Origin of the sequence: Photorhabdus sp. RM96S (assembly GCF_042879335.1) — a bacterium.
Taxonomy (GTDB): Bacteria; Pseudomonadota; Gammaproteobacteria; order Enterobacterales; family Enterobacteriaceae; genus Photorhabdus; species Photorhabdus kayaii.
Genome location: NZ_JBHFKT010000015.1, coordinates 19,850 through 42,645, shown reverse-complemented (window position 1 = coordinate 42,645; position 22,796 = coordinate 19,850). Strand labels below are relative to the sequence as shown.

The following is a 22,796-nucleotide window of genomic DNA, read 5'->3' as shown; positions in this document are numbered from 1 at the left end:
ATTATTGGTGTTAATCTTGGCGCTATTGTAATTCACTGAATTTATTTTCTACATAAACAGTCAGTTATATGGTCATTGACTAAGCCTGTTGCCTGCATAAATGCATAGCAAGTGGTACTGCCGATAAATTTGAACCCTCTTTTTTTCAGTGCTTGTGATAACTCATCTGAAAGATCTGTTTTTACCGGCACCTCTGTGATGGTTTTCCACTGATTAATAATCGGTTTGTTATCAACAAAACGCCAGATAAAGGTGCTGAATTCTTCACCCTGTTGTTGCATTTTAAGATATGCCCGCGCATTGTTGATAATAGCGTTAATTTTGGCGCGATTGCGGACAATAGCAGGATCAAGCATCAGCCGTGCCACATCATTTTCATCCATGACGGCAATTTTTACCGGATCAAACTGATGAAAACATTGGCGATAGCCCTCACGTTTTTTCAGGATAGTCAGCCATGATAGCCCGGATTGCTGGCCTTCCAGACAAATCATTTCAAACAGCTTCTGGCTATTTTCTTGTGGTTTTCCCCATTCATTGTCATGGTAAGCCAGATATTCAGGATCAGAGGTCACCCAATGACAGCGTGTTAGTTCCATGATGATTATTCCCGATGTTGATGGTTAATAATTGACTGTACTTTAACTGTATATATATACAAGCAAAATAGCCAGATTAAGATTTTTTTATTTCAGGGCGGAATTGAGAGCGAATTCAGGGCTGTATATCTTAAGGTCAAAGGGTATACTGACCGACTTCCTTTCAAATTCATATGTATCGCGTGCGGATCCAACATGCAAAAGTTTGATACCAAGACCTTTCAGGGGCTGATCCTGACCTTACAGGATTATTGGGCGCGCCAGGGCTGCACCATTGTCCAACCACTGGACATGGAAGTCGGCGCGGGCACTTCTCATCCAATCACTTGCCTGCGTGCACTTGGCCCGGAGCCAATTGCGGCGGCTTATGTGCAACCTTCCCGTCGTCCGACAGATGGCCGTTATGGTGAAAACCCGAATCGCTTACAACATTACTATCAGTTTCAGGTCATTATTAAGCCGTCACCAGACAATATTCAGGAATTATATCTGGGTTCGCTGAAAGAATTGGGGTTGGACCCGACGGTTCATGATATCCGTTTTGTTGAAGATAACTGGGAAAACCCAACGTTAGGCGCTTGGGGATTGGGCTGGGAAGTGTGGCTTAACGGCATGGAAGTGACTCAGTTTACTTACTTCCAACAAGTAGGTGGCCTTGAGTGTAAACCTGTTACGGGTGAGATTACCTACGGTCTTGAGCGTCTGGCAATGTATATCCAGGGCGTGGACAGTGTTTATGACCTAGTTTGGTGCGATGGCCCGCTGGGTAAAACCACTTATGGTGATATTTATCATCAGAATGAAGTAGAACAATCTACTTATAACTTTGAGTATGCGGATGTTGATTTCCTGTTTAGCTGCTTTGAGCAATATGAAAAAGAAGCTCAGGAGCTGCTGGCGCTGGAAACGCCACTGCCTCTGCCGGCTTATGAACGTATTCTTAAAGCGGGTCATACATTCAACTTATTGGATGCCCGTAAAGCTATCTCGGTGACTGAACGTCAGCGCTATATCCTGCGTATCCGCACCCTGACTAAAGCTGTTGCAGAAGCTTATTATGCCTCCCGCGAGGCACTGGGTTTTCCTATGTGTAACAAGAATCAGAACTAAGAGGCTGTCATGACTCAACAGACTTTCCTGGTGGAAATCGGCACAGAAGAGTTGCCGCCGAAGGCTCTTCGTTCACTGGCTGAAGCATTTGCGGCTAATTTTGCGGCAGAACTGGATAACGCTAATTTGGCTCATGGTGAAGTGAGCTGGTTTGCCGCGCCGCGCCGTCTGGCGCTGAAAATCGCTAATCTGGATGAAGCGCAGGCTGACCGTGAAGTGGAAAAACGTGGCCCGGCGATTGCTCAGGCATTTGATGCGGAGGGTAAACCGACAAAAGCGGCTGAAGGTTGGGCTCGTGGCTGTGGTATCACGGCTGCTCAGGCTGAACGTTTGGTGACAGATAAAGGCGAATGGTTACTGTATCGTGCGCTGGTAAAAGGCCGCCGTGCAACAGAGCTATTGTCGGGTATGGTCAATCACGCGCTGAGTAAGTTGCCGATACCTAAACTGATGCGTTGGAGCGATAAAGAGACGCAGTTTGTTCGCCCGGTGCATACCGTTACCATGTTGTTTGGTGATGAACTGATTGAAGGCGAAATTCTGGGTATTAAATCTGCGCGTGTCATTCGTGGCCATCGTTTTATGGGTGAGCCTGAATTCACGATTGACAATGCGGAACAGTATCCGGCAATTTTGCAGCAACGCGGTAAAGTGATCGCGGATTATGAAACCCGTAAGGCGCTCATCAAACAGGATGTCGAACAAGCGGCGGTTAAACTGGGTGGCATTGCGGATATTAGTGACAGTTTGTTGGAAGAAGTTACTTCACTGGTTGAATGGCCGGTTGTGCTGACAGCGAAATTTGAAGAGAAATTCCTCGAAGTACCAGCAGAAGCACTGGTTTACACCATGAAAGGTGATCAGAAATACTTCCCGGTTTACGACAATGCGGGCAAGTTGATGGCGAACTTTATCTTTGTTGCCAACATTGAATCTTCTGATCCGCAACAAATCATTTCTGGTAACGAAAAAGTGGTTCGTCCTCGTTTGGCTGATGCGGAATTCTTCTTTAAGACGGATCGTAAACAGCGTCTGGAAGACAACTTGCCTCGTTTGGAAACCGTTCTGTTCCAGAAACAGCTTGGTACATTGCGCGATAAGACGGATCGTATTCAGGCTTTGGCTGGTTGGATTGCAGAGAAGATTGGCGCTGATGTTAATCACGCCACCCGTGCGGGTCTGTTGTCCAAATGTGACCTGATGACCAATATGGTGTTCGAGTTCACCGATACTCAGGGTGTGATGGGAATGCATTACGCTCGTCATGACGGTGAAGCGGAAGATATCGCTCTGGCGCTGAATGAGCAGTATCAACCGCGTTTTGCCGGTGATGAGCTGCCTTCTACGGGTGTTTCCTGTGCGTTAGCCCTTGCAGACAAAATGGATACTCTGGCGGGTATTTTTGGCATTGGTCAGCATCCGAAAGGCGATAAAGATCCGTTTGCACTGCGTCGTGCTGCGCTGGGGGCTTTGCGTATTATCGTTGAGAAAAAATTGCCATTGGATTTACAGGCATTGACAGAAGAAGCGGTTCGTCTGTATGGCGACAAGCTGACGAATGCCAAAGTCACTGATGACGTGGTTGAGTTTATGCTTGGCCGTTTCCGTGCATGGTATCAGGAGCAGGGTTACAGCATTGATACCATTCAGGCTGTATTGGCGCGTCGTCCAACGCAACCCGCTGATTTCGATGCCCGTGTTAAAGCGGTCACTCATTTCCGTACATTGGATGAAGCCGCAGCGTTGGCCGCGGCGAATAAGCGCGTTTCTAACATTCTGGCTAAGTCTGAAGAGACATTGAACGAGAAAGTAGATGTTTCTACGTTGAAAGCGCCAGAAGAGGTGAAACTGGCAACGCATCTGATAGTTTTACAGGATAAGCTGGCGCCTTTGTTTGCCGAAGGGCACTATCGGGAAGCTCTGATTGAATTGGCTTCTCTGCGTGAAGTTGTCGATGCTTTCTTCGACAATGTAATGGTAATGGATGAAGACCAGCAGGTGCGCGTGAATCGCTTAACTTTGTTAAGTGAATTGCGGGACCTGTTCCTGAAAGTTGCGGATATTTCGTTACTGCAATAGTGACCTGAAATAGTCAATTCCGGCTGTTGTGAAATGCGATAGCCGGAACTTAATACCTCTAACCTTGATTTTGTGGCTCATTCGAGCTACATTTTATTTATAAATTAAAAGGGGGATTTATGGCTGCAAATGCATTTGTTCGGGCAAGAATCGATGAGACATTAAAAGCAGAAGCTACCGAAGTTTTGGCTGGTATGGGGTTAACCATATCTGATCTTGTGCGTATCACCTTGACTAAAGTTGCGAAGGAAAAAGCATTACCGTTTGAAATGAGAGTACCTAATAAATTGACTGCCGAAACTTTGGCTAAGAGTGATCGTGGTGAAGACATTCATCAAGCAAAGGATGCTGACGATTTATTCGATCAGCTTGGTATCTGATACGTTAGCCAAGATATTCAAGTCAATTTAAGCGTGATGTGAAATCCGCACAAAAACGTGGCAAAGATATGAACAAACAGGAAGACATTCTGACCTATTTGATGAATAAACCTTTCTAGGGGCACTGGGTAGCAGGTTAAAATAACTTAGTTAGAAAAAAGAAAGTCCAGATTTAGCTACAACATTATTTTTTACCTAATGACGTATTTCTGTGAAATCCGTGAGAAAGTGCGACATAACTGAGGTTCAGTTGTTTTTATCAGCAACTAATCTCTGGTTATCAAAAAGGTATTGACGGCCTGTAGCGAGCGCAGTAAGATTCGCCTCGTTTTCGGCGAGTAGCGCAGCTTGGTAGCGCAACTGGTTTGGGACCAGTGGGTCGGAGGTTCGAATCCTCTCTCGCCGACCAATTTAGAGTTCGGGGCTGTCAAATAAGCCGCAGACTTAAAGAAATAGAGAAGCCTTACAGTGATTGCTGTAAGGCTTTTTGCTATTTGGAAGCATTTACTCTAACAACCACAGCCACTTGGTGCATAAACTTGCATAACTTTGCTATCAGCATCAAAATGCTTCGCCCTTCCACCGTTGAAAAGGCCATAATGTTTTTTCCCATCACCTATTAAATCAAATAATGTATGGTAACGACTTTTGGTGATCATATCGGCGGTATTGCGGCATACAGGGACTGCTCTGCCTGTCTCAAAAATATGTTCTCGATCAAGCACAAACTGATCCGGTGCATCTGGTAAATTGCCTTTGTAAATGGCAACTTGACCATAATCCTCACAACGGTCTTCTAAATCTAATTTGAACAGCCTCAGCGTCATTGAATACAGTTTTGCGCCGCCTAGTTTTGCCTCAATCTCCTTATTGTTTATGGATTTCAAACTGCTATTAATGACACGAACATCATTAAAACCGGCTGTTCTTGCTAGCCGTATGAAATCTTCAAAGTACAATGCGTCACCGATACACTCACAAACAATTTGTTGGTCATTTTTCAGTGATTGGTCCAGTCTTCTATCTAAAAAAATGTCAGAAAAATAGATTTCACCACCTGATTTGAGTAAACGGGCCATACCAGCCAACACACTTGCTTTAGATACAGATAGATTGATGACACAGTTTGAAACGATAACGTCTATACTTTCAGGTGGTAAATTAAGTTGTTCTAGTGACTCGATATAGCCTTGCTGAAAATGCACATTGGTGGATGAATAGTTAAAGATTTGACGATGATAATCCACAAAACGTTGGGCAAATTCGATTTGTTCTGCCGTTGCGTCAATACCAACAACTTTACCCTCAGTACCTACGAGATGAGACAGAATAAAACAATCACGCCCACTCCCACATCCCAAGTCTAATACTGTCGTTCCTTCTAGCAAGGGAGGAAAAGGCGTACCACAACCATAAAAACGCCTCTGTACATCAGGATGAATAAGCTTAAGAATTTCTTTGATTCGGTCTGAAGTGGTGCTGTCCACTGTGCATACATTTACAGCAAGCTCCTCTCTACTAGACAGGGTTTTGCCATAATAGTGTTGTATGTCTTTGATTCGCTGTTTAATCGATTGTTCGTTCATATTTATTTCCTCCAAATTAAATCATTAATAGGCTGATATTACGTTTCGCTAATTTGGCGCCAGATTTACAATAGATTCCTCATATTCCTGATCAATGCATAGATGTGCAATGTATTAAGTCAAAAAAAATCGTCATTGCTGACGATTGATATGTGCGGCGACTTCCATCCAAGCTTCTACAGCGACAGTAAAAGCTGTCCGCCCTTTATCTGTTAATGTGTATACTTTACGTCCACGGCCTGCAACGGTTTCATTGTGTACCGTTACATACTCCCCCTGCTCAAATTCACGCAGCACCGGATAAATTGTACCTTCGGTAGGTGAACAACACCCTTGGGTAGAATGTTCAACCTCTCGGGCAATTTCGTAACCATGCATAGGCCGTTGTTGTAGAACACTGAGAATGAAAAATTTGGATAAGCTCATCTTAATGATGCCATTCCAATACATTCGATCAGTGTAGTCCACTGTTGTTCGTCCAACTGTGTTAAGTGTTTTCTTTGGCTTGTTCATAACGGCATCGTATACCTTGATCATCAAGGTGTCAATGTATCAGTTAGCCCGTTTAATTTACTTTATTATTGACTTTACTTATCATCATGAGTCTCCTCTTTTCGATAATAAAATGTAGGTATACCCGTCATCTTTCAAGTTGCCTCTTTGTTGGCTGCACTCGCTCACCCCGGTCACATAGTTATCTATGCTCCCGGGGATTCGCTCCCTTGCCGCCGCGATGCATCTTGAAATCCATAGGATATATCTCCTGATTGTTTCAAGGGATACTCACTTCCGGCATCCCTTATATTCCATCGCTTCCATAGTGATTTTCAGATAAGGGCGACTATTCCTTGACAGCAGACGATGCTATTGGATCAAAACTCAAAAGGAGTTTAGCGGGCCCTCGTGTATACACTCCTGTTTCTTGATAATGATCATTACTAGCAAAACGTAAATTGTGCAGGCGATCCAAAATAATATTGGATGCAACTTCCAACTGATTAAGTGAAAATGCAGCCGCAGCACAGGCATGAGTACCTGCACCAAAAGCTAAATGTCTTTTTCGATTTGTTTTCTGTTGAGAAGTTGTATTTTTTCTTCGATATAGATCAAATTCATTTGGTTTGTGAAAAACCGACGGATCGCGATTAGCTGCGCCAATCATACAAAATATTACAGCGCCTTTAGGTATATCGATACCAGAAATAGTGACATCTTCACCCGCTTCTCTTGGAATTAGCTGTACCGGTGATGTCAGACGTAAAGTTTCTTCAAATGCATCTCGAATCAGACTGCGATCTTTGAGCACTGCATCAAACATACTTGAATTAGATATTAAGTGATTAAGCATCATTGCTAATATCTTGTCAGCAGGTTCTATAGCAGCTAATAGAATGTTTAAACACAGTGCTGTAATTTCACTCATGGACATCGCTGTATCTTGACAAAATATAGATATAATGTCCTCACTGGGATTACACCGTCTCTGATCTATTATAGGCTTTAGTAAGCGAATTAATTTCTGACTACATTCAAGACTGTGCATTTTTTCTGGTTCTGTTTGGTCAAACTGGGTAATAAAACTGGCGATACCCTTGTGCCATTCAGCTATATCACGATAGTTATCACTTGGTAGTCCGAGAATACCTAATGTTACTAATACGGCATAATCGCGGCCAAAGTCATTAACAATATCTATATTTCCTTTTTCCATATAAGGTTGTAAGAGATCTTCAGTAATCTTTCGAATCATGGGTTCGTAGTAGCGATTAAAATAATCTCTTGAAAGTCCTTGCATTATGAGTTTTCGTTTACACGCATGCTCTTCACCTTCCATTTGAGCAAGAACGCGATCCCCCATAACTGGTTCGGCAAGTGCGGTTAATGGCTTAGTATTGAAAATTGAGGATTTTAAAATAGCGTCAACATCCTCATATTTGCCAATAAAATAGCTATTTTGGGATTGTTCAAAATAAACTAAATCTTGTTTATGCAAGATGTCGTAAAAATCATAAGGATTTTTTATGAATTTAGGATCGTGAATACTAAAAGAACTTAATTTAGCCATTATTTTGCTTCCTTTCTAAAGATATTTGGTACTAAGAGCTTATTAACTTTAAATACAATTACTATTTCATCAGACTGTTTGTATTTTATGGTTGAGTGACGATTCCGTAACTTTGTCTATCTCCTACTTGTATAGGATAACTGCCGTTAAACAACCCTTTTCCGATTGGCCAAGGACGGTGATAAAGTAACGTAGAATACTTTACCCCAAGTAATCGAGGGGTATCGAGGTAAAAGGGAATTTCAGCGAAAATATATGGTAACGCTTTATATACTAATTGTAGGTCAATTGGACCAAAGTATTGCCCGGTACCTTTTAGTCTCCCTTTTATGGCTTGAAAGGCCATATTAAGGCAGATTTTTTTAAAAGATTCTGATTCATTAAACGCGTTTTCAACTTGTGTTTTAAGAGATTGGTAGTCATGGTTTAGTGCAAAGTCACAAAATTGAATAACTCTGATTTGCTTACTTTTTAACATTGCTGTGGAAATAGCATAATCAAGGTTACATAAAAGACGTCTAATTTCGCGCTGTGTTTTCTTGATAGCCTTAGCATTCTCAGCTCCACTAGCAACTAAAAGGCGTGAAGCTTCACGTTCACAAGGTAACAATATGTCAACTTGTCGGAAATAATGACTTGACCACTGAATAAGGTCCACTACATAGTCCTTTGAAAAACGTGAGTTAAAGGGGCTTATCCCTATTAGCGCGTGATCACCTTTTTGAATAATTTGGTCACAACGAGAGGTTTCACCTTGGACAGTAAATGATGGTGAATTCTCGTGTAGCAATGTTGAATGGACTGGTAATATTTGATTGTTCGTTTCTTTTAAATATTTTTTTTCAGTAGATAACATTTCCATTGACTTTCCATTTTTTAATGTAATCCTACATAATCTTGGTATAAATTGTTTAATTTTTATATAGACTTATTACATCTCCATTGAAATATTTATATACCCGTCATCTTTCACGCTGCCTCTTTGTTGGCTGCACTCACTCACCCCGGTCACATAGTTATCTATGCTCCCGGGGATTCGTTCCCTTGCCGTCGCGATGCATCTTGAAATCCATAGGGTATACATAAATTTGATCTAACTTAATCTCGTAAAAATGTCAAAAACTATCGAAAGTCAGAGTTAGATAAATCACATTTCGAACCGATAAACGAATTGATGTTAAATGAGTCTTTATCAATTCAGGTTGCTGTTGAAAAAGTGAGAAGAAAATCGGATATAAAAATGCATCGTCACCCTTGAGGACAAGACTGCATTTTCTAATAAGAAGGTTGTTCGGACAACAACGTTTAATGCTGTATTTTTAACTTTACGTCGATATGATTCGTCCGTAAAATTATCCGCTTTGGTAGATAAATTCAATAATTAAAGAAAAAATAATTAAAAAAACATATACAAATTCCGCTATTTAACTTGAGATTTGTTGAATCTTTTGTGCCAATAATTCCTGTATAAAAGTTACGTATATACTAATGATGACATGGTGTAAAAATAACATTTAATTACTATCAATGGTATTTAATGTTATCTTTATAACATTAATTTTATGATAAATAAGACTTGGTTTGTTTATCTGAGGAATATCTCTCATTCATTAAATGACTTGTTTGAAAAAATATAAGAATGGTGTATGAATATTATCTTCTATGAACATCAAATGGAATGTAAATGTGAAATTAAATGACATAGGCAGCACAGTTTTACTCGAAATTAATAAGTTTAAAATAAACGGTAATCGAGTATTTTCGAAGTGTGAATATCAAAATTCTATAAGTAGACATAAAGATAAGATATTTTTGCATATATACCCTATGGATTTCAAGATGGATCGCGACGGCAAGGGAGTGAATCCCTGGGAGCATAGATAACTATGTGACCGGGGTGAGCGAGCGCAGCCAACAAAGAGGCAACTTGAAAGATGACGGGTATAGAATAATAGGTGATATATGTCTTCATATAATGGCGTAATATATGGGGTTATTTTTTGCCTCATCAGTGCAGCATTTGATGTGTTTGTGGCGTATTTAACGCAATCGATAAATTCAGCTATTGTTATCTTTTATTGCTTTATATCATCTACTTTATTATTTATGATGATAAGTATTTTCAAAGGGATTGATCAATTAATTGTGAAGGTCCGCAAGAACACCTTATTGGTGTTAATTGTTAATATCTCAATTCTATTAAATTGGGGGGGATTAATCATTTCGCTACGTTTTCTTGAGCCTGCAATAGTGGGTGTCGCTTCAGTGGCTTGTGGCCCTGCGATAACAATCCTCCTTTCATCTTTTATCGATAAAGACGAGGCAAAAACAGAAAAATTAGAAGTCGTCATATCTTGGTTAGTTCTCATTGGTGTAGGTGTGATGCTAGTGAATACATTTTTAGGAAATAGTGGATTATCATCAACCTCAACTCAGGATAGGATTATTGGCATTGTTAGTGTGATAATTGGTGCTGTAGGAACGGTATTATACACTATTTCTTCTAAGAAATTATTCAAGGAAAAATGGCAAACATATGAGATATTGTCTGTTAGAAGTATCTTAATGGTGATACTTTCATTTTGTTATATTTCACTATCCGATGTTTCTCTTAGTTTGAATATTGATCTGATTCTTCCGATGTTGATTCTTGTTGCTGTCGGGCACTTACTTCCAATCTATCTCGTACTGAAGGCAATTAATGCCATTACTCCCCTTCATATCTCTTTATTATTTTTACTGATACCTGTATTTACGATTCTTTTTCAATATCTTGATTCACGCATAGCGTTTTCTGTTGAAAGTTTGATTGCAGCTTCGGTTATAGTTTCTTTATTAATTATTCTTGGAGTGAGCAAGATAAAAAAGACAAAAGGGTATAATGAGGTATAAATAGACAAAATAGTTCGCCGCTATCCTGTGTGACGATGGTAAGACGATGGTAAATAGTATTAATAGCGATCTGATAATGACAACGGTCATTAATTTACTAGTTAATCATTAATGAAACCAGAAGCGATGAAAAGTAGATAAACTAGTAACAGGTTTTTGTATTTATTTATATTATTAATGTTATATTTATTTGACTTACTTTTCAGGTGCCGACTTTATTCGGCGCACAGCATTTTATGCCAGTTATCATCTTTTTCACTGAAATAATCGTTTACTAATTAATCAAACAACCACAATTTTTGCGCACAGGTTAATAGCGATTAATCCTGTAGTCATGGTCTTTTTATGGTCTTTTTGTCTATAAAATGTGCTCGCTGTCATGTTTTTGTGCTAACTATGTTAATTATTAGTTTCCTTTGTGTTTTCCTGTTGTTTATGACATCTGTTGAGATCTTATTGACGCAAGAGACAACAGTTGTTTAATTGATAAGCTGAAAATAATAAACAAAACCTAAACAGCGCAGTTTCTGACAGAAAGTGCAGATTCTGACTGTACACAACACCACCACAAATGGAGTGCAAGAAAATGACAACTTTCTCTAAAGGGGCGAAGTTATTGAAGCTAGGGGTCAGCTTAGTTGCATTGGCAGTCACCGCCAGCGTTCAGGCAAAAACATTGGTTTACTGTTCCGAAGGCTCACCGGAAGGCTTTAATCCACAACTGTTCACCGCTGGCACAACTTATGATGCCAGCTCCAGACCACTGTATAACCGTTTGGTTGAGTTCAAAACAGGTACAACTGAAATTATCCCGAGCCTGGCTGAAAAATGGGATATTAGCGATGACGGTAAAGTTTACATTTTTCATCTGCGCAAAGGTGTTAAGTGGCACGATAGCAAAGACTTCAAACCAAGCCGAGAATTTAATGCTGATGATGTGATCTACACTTTCATGCGGCAAAAAGATGCAAACCACCCATACCACAAGGTGTCAGGCGGCAGCTATGAATATTTCATTGGCATGGGTATGAGTGAGATGATCAATAAGGTTGAAAAAGTAGATGATTATACTGTGCGGATTGAACTGAGCCGCCCGGAAGCACCATTCCTGGCTGATTTAGGTATGGATTTCGCTTCTATTATGTCAGCAGAATATGCAGATAAGATGATGAAAGCCGGTACGCCAGAGAAAGTCGATCTAAATCCGATTGGTACAGGCCCGTTCCAGTTGGTGCAATATCAGAAAGATTCTCGCATTCTGTATAAAGCCTTCAAAGAATACTGGGGAGATAAAGCTAAAATTGACCGGCTAGTTTTCTCTATTACTCCTGATGCATCCGTTCGTTATGCAAAATTGCAGAAAAACGAATGTCAGATCATGCCATATCCAAATCCGGCGGATATTGCCCGCATGAAACAGGATAAAGATATCGTTTTGCTGGAACAGCCTGGCCTGAATGTCGGTTATGTCGCTTTTAACGTCACTAAAAAGCCATTGGATAACGTTAAAGTTCGTCAAGCGTTGACGATGGCAGTCAATAAAGACGCTATCGTTGAAGCGGTTTATCAGGGCGCTGGTCAGAAAGCCAAAAATCTGATCCCACCAACCATGTGGGGTTACGACAATGATCTTAAAGATTATCAGTACGATCCAGAAAAAGCGAAACAGCTCCTAAAAGAAGCAGGGATGGGAAGTGGGTTTACCATTGATCTGTGGGCAATGCCGGTACAGCGTCCATACAACCCGAATGCCCGTCGTATGGCTGAAATGGTCCAGGCTGACTGGGGAAAAATTGGTGTTAAGGCCAAAATTGTCAGCTATGAGTGGGGCGAATATTTGAAGCGAGCTAAAGATGGCGAGCATCAAATTGTCATGATGGGTTGGACGGGAGACAATGGTGATCCAGATAACTTCTTCGCAACTTTGTTTAGCTGTGCAGCCAAAGAGCGAGGTTCCAACTACTCTAAATGGTGTTACAAACCGTTTGAAGATGTTATTCAGCCAGCCCGAATCGTTGCTGAGCATGCTAAACGTGTTGAGCTTTATAAACAGGCTCAGGTTGTGATGCACGAACAGGTTCCGGCCCTGATTGTGGCTCATTCCACGGTGTATGAACCTATCCGTAAAGAGGTGAAAGGTTATGTCGTTGATCCTCTAGGCAGACATATTTTCAGCAACGTGTCTCTCGAATAATCCTGTTCTTACTTAAGGCGTTTATTAAATTGTGAGCCAAAGGGGGAAAGTCCTCCCCCTTATCAAGCCAAACGGCCTGAGAGCTGTAACCGGCATTTAAAGAAAGAGAGTTCGGGATATGTTGCAGTTCATACTCCGACGTCTGGGGTTGGTAATCCCAACGTTTATTGGCATTACTTTACTGACTTTTGCTTTTGTCCATATGATCCCCGGCGATCCGGTGACCATTATGGCCGGGGAACGTGGAATATCGGCTGAGCGCTATGCCCAGCTAATGGCCGAAATGGGGTTGGATAAGCCACTTTGGCAGCAATACTTTCATTATGTAAGTAATGTGTTACATGGTGATCTTGGTATCTCCATGAAAAGTCGTATCTCTGTGTGGGAAGAGTTTGTTCCCCGTTTCAAGGCAACTCTTGAACTGGGGATATGCGCGATGTTGTTCGCTATTGCTGTCGGTATTCCCGTTGGTGTCCTGGCGGCAGTAAAGCGAGGTTCTGTTTTTGATCATACTGCGATAGGCATTTCTCTAACCGGATACTCTATGCCGATCTTCTGGTGGGGGATCATGTTGATCATGCTGGTTTCTGTTCAGTTGGATCTGACACCGGTATCTGGTCGGATAAGCGACAGTGTTTTCCTTGATGACAGTTATCCGCTAACGGGTTTTATGCTAATCGACACACTATTCTGGGGTGAAACCGGTGATTTTAAAGATGCGGTGATGCATATCATTTTGCCTGCCGTTGTCTTGGGGACGATTCCACTGGCGGTGATTGTCCGTATGACCCGATCTTCTATGTTGGAAGTACTAGGTGAAGATTATATCCGTACTGCACGCGCTAAAGGTTTGAGTCGTATTCGTGTGATTGTGGTCCATGGGCTTCGCAATGCATTGCTGCCGGTTGTCACCGTTATCGGCTTGCAGGTGGGCATTATGCTGGCGGGGGCTATCTTGACTGAAACTATTTTCTCTTGGCCGGGGCTTGGACGCTGGCTGATCGATGCCCTTCAACGCCGGGATTATCCGGTGGTGCAGGGAGGCGTATTACTGGTGGCGATCATGATCATCTTGGTTAACCTGATAGTTGACTTGTTATACGGCATCGTTAACCCGCGTATCCGGCATAAGAAATAGGGAGCACATTATGTCTCAAGTGACTGAGCCTGCAAACAGTGCGCCTAAGATTATGACGCCGATGCAGGAGTTCTGGTATTACTTTAAGCGCAATAAGGGGGCCGTTGCTGGCTTGGTTTATATTGTGCTGATGTTGTTGGTTGCTCTGTTGGCTGGGGTGCTTGCCCCACACGGTGCGGCTGAACAGTTCCGCGATTCTTTGCTGACGCCACCGGCATGGCAGGAAGGGGGAAGTTGGCAGTTTATTCTGGGTACTGATGATGTTGGGCGTGATTTACTTTCACGTCTGATGTACGGCGCTCGGCTTTCATTGCTGGTAGGTTGTCTGGTGGTGGTGCTATCCCTGTTGATGGGGGTTGTTCTGGGAGTGCTGGCGGGTTATTTCGGTGGTGTGGTGGATATTATCATCATGCGTATCGTTGATATTATGCTGGCATTGCCAAGCCTGTTGCTGGCTTTGGTGCTGGTGGCGATATTTGGGCCATCCATTGTCAATGCTTCATTGGCGTTGACCTTTGTGTCTCTGCCACATTACATCCGTTTAACTCGCGCTGCGGTGTTGGTAGAAGTTAACCGTGACTATGTGACGGCTTCACAGGTGGCGGGAGCGGGTTCCATGCGCCAGATGTTTATCAATATCCTGCCTAACTGTCTGGCGCCACTGATTGTGCAGGCTTCTCTGGGTTTTTCTAATGCCATTCTTGATATGGCTGCTTTGGGTTTTCTGGGGATGGGGGCGCAGCCACCCACGCCGGAATGGGGAACAATGCTGTCTGATGTATTGCAGTTTGCACAAAGTGCCTGGTGGGTGGTGACGTTCCCCGGGGTGGCGATTCTGCTGACAGTGTTGGCGTTTAACCTGATGGGTGACGGTTTGCGTGATGCACTTGATCCTAAACTCAAGCAGTAGTGAGGTGGCGAAATGGCACTGTTAAATGTAGAAAAATTATCAGTTCACTTCGGAGACGAAGAGGCACCATTCCGCGCTGTTGATCGCATCAGTTACCGGGTGGAGCAAGGGCAGGTTGTCGGGATTGTTGGAGAATCGGGTTCAGGTAAATCGGTTAGTTCATTGGCTGTAATGGGATTGATTGATTATCCGGGTAGAGTGATGGCTGACAAACTGGAATTTAACCAGCGTGATCTGACCAAAATTTCCGAACAAGAACGTCGCCAACTGGTTGGTGCGGAAGTGGCAATGATCTTCCAAGATCCGATGACCAGCTTGAATCCCTGTTATACCGTTGGGTTTCAGATTATGGAAGCGCTGAAAGTGCATCAAGGTGGCAATCGTCGTACTCGCCGCCAGCGGGCGATTGATCTATTGACTTTGGTCGGTATCCCTGACCCTGCATCGCGTCTGGATGTGTATCCGCACCAATTATCGGGTGGTATGAGTCAACGGGTCATGATCGCAATGGCGATTGCTTGCCGGCCAAAATTACTGATTGCTGATGAACCGACAACCGCTTTAGATGTCACCATTCAGGCGCAGGTTATTGAACTGTTGTTGGAGTTGCAACAACGGGAAAATATGGCGCTAATATTAATCACCCATGACCTGGCATTGGTTGCAGAGGCCGCTCATCACATTATTGTGATGTATGCCGGGCAGGTGGTGGAATCCGCCAAGGCATCGGAAATCTTCCGGGCACCACGTCATCCGTATACTCAGGCGTTGCTCCGGGCATTACCTGAATTTGCTACGGATAAATCCCGTCTTGCTTCTTTACCGGGTGTTGTGCCGGGGAAATATGACCGGCCTATCGGGTGTTTACTGAATCCACGTTGTCCATATGCAAATGACCATTGTCGTCAGGTGGAACCGGAATTAAGAACGGTAGGAGAACGTCAGGTGAAATGCCATATACCGTTGGATGATGCGGGGAGGCCGACAGTATGAGTGAGTATCTTTATCCGGCGCAGCAAATATCCACTGTGCCATTATTAAAAGCGACAGATCTGAAAAAATATTATCCGATTAAAGGGGGACTCTTTTCACCTGCTAGAACGGTAAAAGCGTTGGATGGGGTCTCTTTCGAATTGGAAAAGGGAAAAACGTTGGCAGTTGTTGGTGAATCGGGGTGTGGTAAATCCACGCTGGGGCGATTGCTGACGATGATTGAAAAGCCAACCGACGGGGAGCTTTATTATCAGGGGCAAGATCTGCTGGTGCCCAATAAAGATTCTGAAAAGCTACGTCGTCAGAAAATCCAGATTGTGTTTCAGAATCCTTATGGTTCACTTAATCCGCGTAAGAAAGTTGGGCAGATCCTAGAGGAACCTCTGCGGATCAATACCAAGTTGAACGCACAGGAACGTAAAGAGAAAGTGTTGCAGATGATGGAAAAAGTGGGGCTAAAAACCGAACACTACAGCCGTTATCCGCACATGTTCTCCGGTGGTCAACGCCAACGGATTGCGATTGCTCGTGGCCTAATGTTGGACCCGGATGTGATGATTGCGGACGAACCGGTTTCTGCGTTGGATGTCTCGGTGCGGGCACAGGTGTTGAATCTGATGATGGACTTACAACAAGAGTTGGGGCTCTCTTATGTCTTTATTTCCCATGACTTGTCTGTGGTTGAACATATCGCTGATGAAGTGATGGTGATGTACCTTGGTCGTTGTGTGGAAAAAGGCCGTAAGGAGATGATTTTCAGTCATCCACGTCACCCCTATACACAGGCGTTATTATCAGCAACGCCAAGGCTGAATCCTGAATTACGCCGTGAACGGATAAAATTGACCGGCGAATTACCAAGCCCAATGAATCCACCGCCCGGTTGTGCATTTGCCGCTCGTTGTCGCCGGGCACTTAGCATTTGTACTCAGTTTCAGCCAAAATTGAATCAATATGGTGATCAACTGATCGCTTGTTTTGCAGTTGATCAGGATGAAAATGTTACGGTGGAATAATTGGTTAGCAATTATTCAATAAAACATCTTTGGTGATATTGGGTTAGTCATTATCACCATTTAAATATTTACTTATATTTCTGATGGCCATTGATTGCTACCAAAGGCAATTATTTCAGAAAAATAACGACTTGGATAAGTGAAACGGGATCGCTAGCGATAAAATCAAGTATACTCAATTCCATTGATCACGTGTTATAACTGCGATATCCACAGGCATTGGTTTAAGTGAAAATGAAATTGCGCGTCAAACGTTCGTTAACCATTAAACAGATGGCCGCAGTGACCGGCGTCACGCTGGTGACCATTGCTATTTTTATTACGATCCAATTGTGTCATTTTATACAGCAACGTAAAGATGATTATGTCAGCCAGCTTAATAATGCGGCAGTTCAGGTACAGGCACCGTTAACGGAAGCACTACTTAATTCCGATCTCAGTAAAGCAAAAGAGTTGCTGATAGGGCTGCGCACTGTCGGTATTTTAGGACGTGCGGATGTGGTGTTACCGGAGGATATCCGGGTGATACGATTGAGCTTTGCTACCCATCGCTCAATCCCCGAACTGGCTAAACGTGTTTTTGGGATACCTGTGGAAGTGAGTATTCCTCTTCATGTTTATGGTTCAGTATCGACAGATGCTAAACCGCTAGGGCATCTGATTTTGCAAGTGGATTCCAACCGAGTATATCGTTTTGTCATTAATACGTTGGCACTGATGCTGACAACTTATTTATTACTGGCCCTTATCCTTACGGTGTCGATAAGCTGGTGTATCAACCGGATTGTTGTGCACCCATTACGAGACATTGCGCGGGATCTTAATAACGATCAACCATCAGAGCCAATGGCTTGCCCTAAATACCATCAGGATGATGAACTGGGTATGCTGATCAGGGGATATAATCGTCAATTTAATAAGCATAAACCTCCGTCATCATGAAACCATTCATGGCGGTTTGAGGTCTAATCCTCAGTTATAATCCTGACAGGATTTCGCCTGCTAAAATTCAGGTTTTTGCTTTTTCTACCGTTATTATTGGTCGAAGGGAACATATTCTGTCATCAATGGTTAAACCTTCGAAGGCTAAAACCAAGGATAGACATTTATAGGGGTTCACATGCAGGGTACGAAAATTCGTTATTTTATTGGTGGGATAATGCTGGCAGTTGCGGGCCAGACGCAGGCAGAAGCCTTGCAGCCTGACCCTGCCTGGAAACAAGGTAAATTGGAAAACGGTTTTAACTGGCAAATTTTGCAGACGCCACAACGTCCTAACGACAGAATACAGTTGCGCCTGGTCGTGAAAACAGGGTCACTGGCGGAGAAAACCCAACAAACGGGTTATACCTGGTTGATTCCGAAAGTCGTGCTTTTTAGTAGCAAAAGTTTATCTTCCACCAAATTAGAGCAGTTATGGAACAGTGCTATTGATCCAAAATACCCACTGCCTCCAGCTATTGTTTCATATGATTTCACACTCTATAGCTTGAGCTTGCCACATAATCGGCCTGAACTACTAAAAGACGCGTTGAACTGGTTGGCTGATGCAGCGGGCAAAGCGGTATTTACACCTGAGACTCTACAACATGCCATGAAAATGGCTGATACATCCGTTGCAACCTATCCACCAGATATACAAGATCCCGTGTGGCGTAGACGTTTGAAAGGTTCAACGCTGTTAGGGCACGATCCGGCACAAAACGCGCTTCAACCTATTGATTTGGAGAAGCTTAAGCAGTTTTACCGGCAGTGGTATACCCCTGACATGATGACGTTATACGTTGCGGGACATGTAGATAGCCGTACTCTGCCGGAAAATATCAATCTAGCGTTTTCATCATTGAAAGGTAAACGCCATACTCCGGCCACCATTGCCGCGTTGTCGCCAATGAAACCGGAGACCATAGGGATTATCAGCGATAAAAAGAAAGAAGATACTTTATCCTTGATTTGGGATCTCAATTGGCAGCCGATTAATGATTCGCATGTGCTTAATCACTATTGGATTAGTGATATTACCCGCGAGGCACTTTATCGCTATCTGCAACTTGGGCTGGAAAGAAAAAATGATAAAGCGTTGAAATTGGGGCTAGATTGTAAAGTCCAGTATCATCGTGCGAGTTGTGCCCTGAATCTCAACACGGCAGCCGGTAATTTAAAACCCGCAATGGAGTATCTGGCGGCTGAATTGGTCACACTACGCGATAAAGGATTGCCGAAGGGACAATTTGATGAGCTATATGCGCAAAAACAAGCACAACTCAGCCAGTTGTTTGCCATGTATGGTCATACCAGTACGGATATTCTGATTAATCAACGTCTTTTGTCCCAACAGAGCAATGTGGTGGATATCGCCCCTGAGCAGTATCAGCGTTTGAGGCAAGCATTTTTAGCTTCCTTGACCCCTGAAATGCTTAATCGTGAGTTGAAGCAGATACTTTCACAAGAAGTTGCATTTATTCTGATTCAACCGGAAGGGGAAGCGGAGATAGATGTCGACCAGTTAAGAAACAGCTTTAATCAGATTATGCCGCTGACACCACATAAGGATAAGGTTGATATTCCGGCACAACCACCGATATCTAAGCCTGAGGCAAAAGCTTCTTAGGCAACAAAAAGGGCGGACAATACCGCCCTTCATCATTGGAGGCTACTTTTTAGCCTCAGCTCTAAGTTCAGTCACATTCTTACCGCCGATTCCCCAATTATCAGTATCGACTTCATCAATAATGACAAAAGTTGTCGCCGGATTTTTTCCCAATACATCGGCCAGTAACTGAGTAGCACCTTCAATTAATTGCTTCTTTTGTTCTGCTGTAGCACCTTCACGGGTAATTCTGATATTAACAAACGGCATAAACAGCTCCTTATTCATCGGGTTATTATTAGCAGATCGCTCTGCCTGGGCACATTTATTCGGTATTTTTATGATTATTATCCGCGGTGGCTATCCAGGCAGCGCAGAATAGCGTTAAGCGGGCAAAGAGGTAGAAAAATGTCATCAGGCCGATAACAGAACCAAATGCGGCACCAGAGGGAGAATTGGCGAGGCGTGGTAACGTCATGGTCATAATATATTTGATCACTTCAAAGCCTATCGCTGCCATCAATGTTCCTTTCAATAGCGCTTTACGTTCTGGCTGGTGGCGTGGTAACACCCAGAATAGCCATAGGAAAAGCAGATAGTTGGCTGAAATAGAGATGGCTAATCCAATCAGGAACCAGGATGGACGTAGCCATTCAATGCCATCTAACCCTAACATCTTAACAATAGTTGCTTGGGCGGAGCCTGCGATAGAGGTCAGTGATAGCGTGATCACCAGCGCTAATAATAGCCCAATCAGAGAAATAGCATCACGAAAATATTTAAAATAGATTTTCTCATTATCTTCTTGATTTCGCACCCAGACAGGATGGAATTGTGCAAGAATGGCCTGACGTAAATTACTGACCCAATTCACACCGGAATACAGCGCAATTGCTAAACCGGTTAATCCCACGGTAGTACGTTGTTTAATTGCCGTATCGACACTATTTTTCAGCGTGTTGGCAAGAGTCGGATCACTAATACTGTTGGCGATACCATTAATCAGTTTTGCCAGCAAATCAGGATTAGAGGCCAGAATAAAACCCGCAATGGCGAAAGAGAGCATCAGAATGGGGATAAGCGATAAAAACGAAAAATAGGTTATCGCCGCGCCAAACTGATTACCCATTCGATCATTAAAGCGCAGTGTTGCCCGGATAAAGTGAGCGATGATAGGAATATTACGGATATAATTTCCTGCTCTGACAGTCAGAGAAATCGCTTTTTTACCGTGATGAATTCCCTTTTCCAAAGGCGTTTTGGATAACCTTTTCGGCTGATGTTGGGTTGTTTCCTGTTTTTCTGCATACTTTGGCATGTATAGCCTCAAATAGTTACCTTGCTTGAATATGAGTAATCTCATCATGCAATATTTCTACGAGATGATTCCGTTGTCAAATCCAGGTCACTTGTCAAAGTGATATGCCACCAGCCTAACGAGATGAGATTGGGAATAAATATCAAAGAGCTGTTAGGAATTTGTTTTTATATTATCGAGAAATGAAAGCTAAATTAAGTAGAGCACTCACTACAGAAGTCGCTCGATTAAAAAGAATCAAAGAAGATCTTGAAAAATCAAGAATAGAAATTAATGAAGCTATTCATGACGGTCAAAACACGGCAATCCCGCCTTCGGTGAAGCAATTAATTTTTGCCAAGTTGTACCCAAAAGAAGCATTGGAAATTGGCCTTTTCAGTAAGGGTTCGACAAATATCACCACTAATGCAGTGCGTTTTGCAACACAAGGTGATGAGAAAAAAGGGACATTCACTCAACCCAAGGAAATGCAGGGTGAAGGAACGCAGGTGAATGCTTTTCGACATACGATTTGGCAGGCGACTCTGGCAGCCAGATATGGGGAGAAAATTGCTAAACATGCAGGTGATGCACATGAAGTTGACCCTCGGGTTGATCTGAATATCCGGCAATTTGCAGTTCTCAATGACGCTGATCAAACTATTGATTTACTTAATAACCAAATAGGCCGTCATATTGGGTTGAATTCAAATACAACGTCAATGAAAACATTAGCGCTCATTGCATTAGAGAAATTTCATAAAGAAGGGTTGTATGTTGCCGTTAAGAATGCTCATGGCTACGAAGTTGTTAAAGAAAAAATTTCCAATGTACAATACGCTTATATGAAGTCTGTATTTGAAAGCCTTGATGAAAACGGTAAATGAAAAAGTATAACTCATTGAAAAATAATCTATAATAAAAACATCAGATGAAAATCTGAGGTTTGTGTTAAAAATAGAAAAAATTATTACATATAGTTACTATGTATAAATTATACTATATACATCCTGGCATAAAATACATTCAAAATCCTCGAAAATAATTACTCATAAGTGACGTTTTATTATAATATAAGAAAGAAGTATGAGTGAAAATTAGCTATGCATAAGGGGAAAATTGAAGATGAAATTAATGAATAAAAATTTGTCTATTGTTTTAATCATATTTGCTATTTTTGTCTCTGTTTATTTTGTTTTTTTCAAAAAATGGGATGTTAGAGAGGCCATTGCCGATTTTGCCAATGAACATTGCAAAATAAATCAGGAATGCTTAATTGATTTAAATGAAATAACACCATTTCATTGGGATCGTGCCTATATCTTTTCTACAGGAACTCGTCCTAAATCTATAGAAAAGGCGATTGGTATGCATTATCAATTTATTGATGTCGGGGTAAAATTCATTTTTATCAAAAACAAAGAAATCGTTTATTCTGAAGAGTACTTCCCTTATCCTGATTATCGTGACAAAAATCAAATTGTACCTAATTTTGCCAGTTTACTATATCCAGAGAATAATTACCCTGAATATTATTTTTTAACAAAAGAAAACAGTCAACTGTTTATCAAAAGATATCATGGCACATCGAGCAAACGTAAGCGTAATATGTTCTATGAGATATCTCCCTCAAATGAAAATCAGTCTGAAAGAAACAACTCATATAGGAAGTAGTCGCTTATTTTTATAGAGAATATTGTTGGAAGTGTAAGGTGTCACGGTTTTGCTTTACAGTTAGCTGGCATTTATGATGGTTTAAAAGACATGTTAGCTCTACTATAGTATGAAAGTGGAAAAATATAGAGCCCTTTATGCTAACCTGTGACTTATAGTAGTTTTTAAGTTCTAAATTTCGTTTGTAAATTTTAAGCATAATTATATTCCCAAGTCATTTATTAATTTTTTGATATTATGAAAAAGCATTAATATTGTCAATTGGAATTATTG

21 protein-coding genes and 1 tRNA gene are annotated in these 22,796 nt (G+C 42.0%); 14 read left to right on the top strand and 8 right to left on the bottom strand.

The window, feature by feature from the left end; all coding sequences use genetic code 11:
- Positions 1-41: 41 nt before the first annotated feature.
- Positions 42-599 carry a DNA-3-methyladenine glycosylase I gene (locus ACGF49_RS10920; RefSeq protein ID WP_113041160.1) on the bottom strand — a complete coding sequence of 186 codons (558 nt, stop codon included), beginning with the start codon at positions 597-599 and terminating at the stop codon, positions 42-44.
- Positions 600-794: 195 nt separating this feature from the next.
- Between ACGF49_RS10920 and glyQ the strand changes: the two genes are divergently transcribed.
- The 4 genes from glyQ to ACGF49_RS10900 all read left to right on the top strand — a co-directional run bounded on the left by glyQ (position 795) and on the right by ACGF49_RS10900 (position 4,577).
- Positions 795-1,709 carry a glycine--tRNA ligase subunit alpha gene (glyQ, locus tag ACGF49_RS10915; protein WP_228900745.1) on the top strand — a complete coding sequence of 305 codons (915 nt, stop codon included), beginning with the start codon at positions 795-797 and terminating at the stop codon, positions 1,707-1,709.
- Positions 1,710-1,718: 9 nt separating this feature from the next.
- Positions 1,719-3,788, top strand: a complete 2,070-nt coding sequence (glyS, locus tag ACGF49_RS10910; protein WP_228900746.1) for a glycine--tRNA ligase subunit beta — start codon at positions 1,719-1,721, stop codon at positions 3,786-3,788.
- A 119-nt stretch (positions 3,789-3,907) separates the two neighbouring features.
- A complete protein-coding gene (locus tag ACGF49_RS10905) occupies positions 3,908-4,168 on the top strand; it encodes a type II toxin-antitoxin system RelB/DinJ family antitoxin (protein WP_021325378.1) in 261 nt (86 codons plus the stop codon).
- A gap of 332 nt (positions 4,169-4,500) precedes the next feature.
- A tRNA-Pro gene (locus ACGF49_RS10900) sits at positions 4,501-4,577 on the top strand.
- Positions 4,578-4,677: 100 nt separating this feature from the next.
- Here ACGF49_RS10900 and ACGF49_RS10895 read toward each other — a convergent pair.
- The 5 genes from ACGF49_RS10895 to ACGF49_RS10875 all read right to left on the bottom strand — a co-directional run bounded on the left by ACGF49_RS10895 (position 4,678) and on the right by ACGF49_RS10875 (position 8,903).
- Positions 4,678-5,754 (bottom strand): methyltransferase domain-containing protein, encoded by a 1,077-nt coding sequence (locus ACGF49_RS10895; protein WP_387490915.1) that lies wholly within the window; start codon positions 5,752-5,754, stop codon positions 4,678-4,680.
- A gap of 132 nt (positions 5,755-5,886) precedes the next feature.
- A complete protein-coding gene (locus ACGF49_RS10890; protein WP_228900753.1) occupies positions 5,887-6,267 on the bottom strand; it encodes a PadR family transcriptional regulator in 381 nt (126 codons plus the stop codon).
- A gap of 328 nt (positions 6,268-6,595) precedes the next feature.
- Entirely contained in the window at positions 6,596-7,819 is a 1,224-nt protein-coding gene (locus ACGF49_RS10885) for a cytochrome P450, cyclodipeptide synthase-associated (protein ID WP_387490912.1), read from the bottom strand.
- A gap of 85 nt (positions 7,820-7,904) precedes the next feature.
- Positions 7,905-8,681 carry a tRNA-dependent cyclodipeptide synthase gene (locus ACGF49_RS10880; protein ID WP_228900755.1) on the bottom strand — a complete coding sequence of 259 codons (777 nt, stop codon included), beginning with the start codon at positions 8,679-8,681 and terminating at the stop codon, positions 7,905-7,907.
- A 69-nt stretch (positions 8,682-8,750) separates the two neighbouring features.
- On the bottom strand, positions 8,751-8,903 hold the full coding sequence (locus ACGF49_RS10875) for a hypothetical protein (RefSeq protein WP_158536483.1): 153 nt from the start codon (positions 8,901-8,903) through the stop codon (positions 8,751-8,753).
- A gap of 878 nt (positions 8,904-9,781) precedes the next feature.
- Here ACGF49_RS10875 and ACGF49_RS10870 point away from each other — a divergent pair.
- From ACGF49_RS10870 to ACGF49_RS10835, 8 genes are all read left to right on the top strand, one after another.
- Entirely contained in the window at positions 9,782-10,711 is a 930-nt protein-coding gene (locus tag ACGF49_RS10870; RefSeq protein WP_046974784.1) for an EamA family transporter, read from the top strand.
- Between the two features lie 586 nt (positions 10,712-11,297).
- A complete protein-coding gene (dppA, locus tag ACGF49_RS10865; protein ID WP_046974785.1) occupies positions 11,298-12,905 on the top strand; it encodes a dipeptide ABC transporter periplasmic-binding protein DppA in 1,608 nt (535 codons plus the stop codon).
- 118 nt (positions 12,906-13,023) lie between these two features.
- Positions 13,024-14,043 carry a dipeptide ABC transporter permease DppB gene (gene dppB, locus ACGF49_RS10860; protein WP_046974786.1) on the top strand — a complete coding sequence of 340 codons (1,020 nt, stop codon included), beginning with the start codon at positions 13,024-13,026 and terminating at the stop codon, positions 14,041-14,043.
- A gap of 10 nt (positions 14,044-14,053) precedes the next feature.
- Positions 14,054-14,953, top strand: coding sequence for a dipeptide ABC transporter permease DppC (dppC, locus tag ACGF49_RS10855; protein WP_046974787.1), 900 nt, complete (start codon positions 14,054-14,056; stop codon positions 14,951-14,953).
- 12 nt (positions 14,954-14,965) lie between these two features.
- Positions 14,966-15,946: a dipeptide ABC transporter ATP-binding protein gene (gene dppD / locus ACGF49_RS10850; RefSeq protein ID WP_011144700.1), complete on the top strand. Its 981-nt coding sequence runs from the start codon at positions 14,966-14,968 to the stop codon at positions 15,944-15,946.
- Positions 15,943-16,962: a dipeptide ABC transporter ATP-binding subunit DppF gene (gene dppF, locus ACGF49_RS10845; protein ID WP_113041151.1), complete on the top strand. Its 1,020-nt coding sequence runs from the start codon at positions 15,943-15,945 to the stop codon at positions 16,960-16,962. Before dppD ends, dppF begins: the two co-directional genes overlap by 4 nt.
- 234 nt (positions 16,963-17,196) lie before the next feature.
- The gene (locus ACGF49_RS10840; protein WP_046976796.1) at positions 17,197-17,904 is read left to right on the top strand and encodes a HAMP domain-containing protein; all 708 of its coding nucleotides are present in this window, start codon (positions 17,197-17,199) and stop codon (positions 17,902-17,904) included.
- Positions 17,905-18,082: 178 nt separating this feature from the next.
- Positions 18,083-19,573 (top strand): insulinase family protein, encoded by a 1,491-nt coding sequence (locus ACGF49_RS10835; RefSeq protein ID WP_228900758.1) that lies wholly within the window; start codon positions 18,083-18,085, stop codon positions 19,571-19,573.
- Between the two features lie 42 nt (positions 19,574-19,615).
- On the opposite strand, the gene ACGF49_RS10830 is transcribed toward ACGF49_RS10835, so the two are convergent.
- Both ACGF49_RS10830 and yhjD read right to left on the bottom strand, forming a co-directional pair.
- Positions 19,616-19,822 (bottom strand): 2-hydroxymuconate tautomerase family protein, encoded by a 207-nt coding sequence (locus ACGF49_RS10830; RefSeq protein WP_011144704.1) that lies wholly within the window; start codon positions 19,820-19,822, stop codon positions 19,616-19,618.
- 55 nt (positions 19,823-19,877) lie between these two features.
- Positions 19,878-20,870: an inner membrane protein YhjD gene (yhjD, locus tag ACGF49_RS10825; protein WP_228900759.1), complete on the bottom strand. Its 993-nt coding sequence runs from the start codon at positions 20,868-20,870 to the stop codon at positions 19,878-19,880.
- Between the two features lie 182 nt (positions 20,871-21,052).
- Between yhjD and ACGF49_RS10820 the strand changes: the two genes are divergently transcribed.
- Together ACGF49_RS10820 and ACGF49_RS10815 are read left to right on the top strand one after the other, a co-directional pair.
- Complete coding sequence (locus ACGF49_RS10820; protein WP_113041148.1) at positions 21,053-21,736, top strand: DUF6973 domain-containing protein; 684 nt, start codon at positions 21,053-21,055, stop codon at positions 21,734-21,736.
- A 238-nt stretch (positions 21,737-21,974) separates the two neighbouring features.
- Positions 21,975-22,523, top strand: a complete 549-nt coding sequence (locus ACGF49_RS10815) for a hypothetical protein (RefSeq protein ID WP_011144710.1) — start codon at positions 21,975-21,977, stop codon at positions 22,521-22,523.
- Positions 22,524-22,796: the final 273 nt, after the last annotated feature.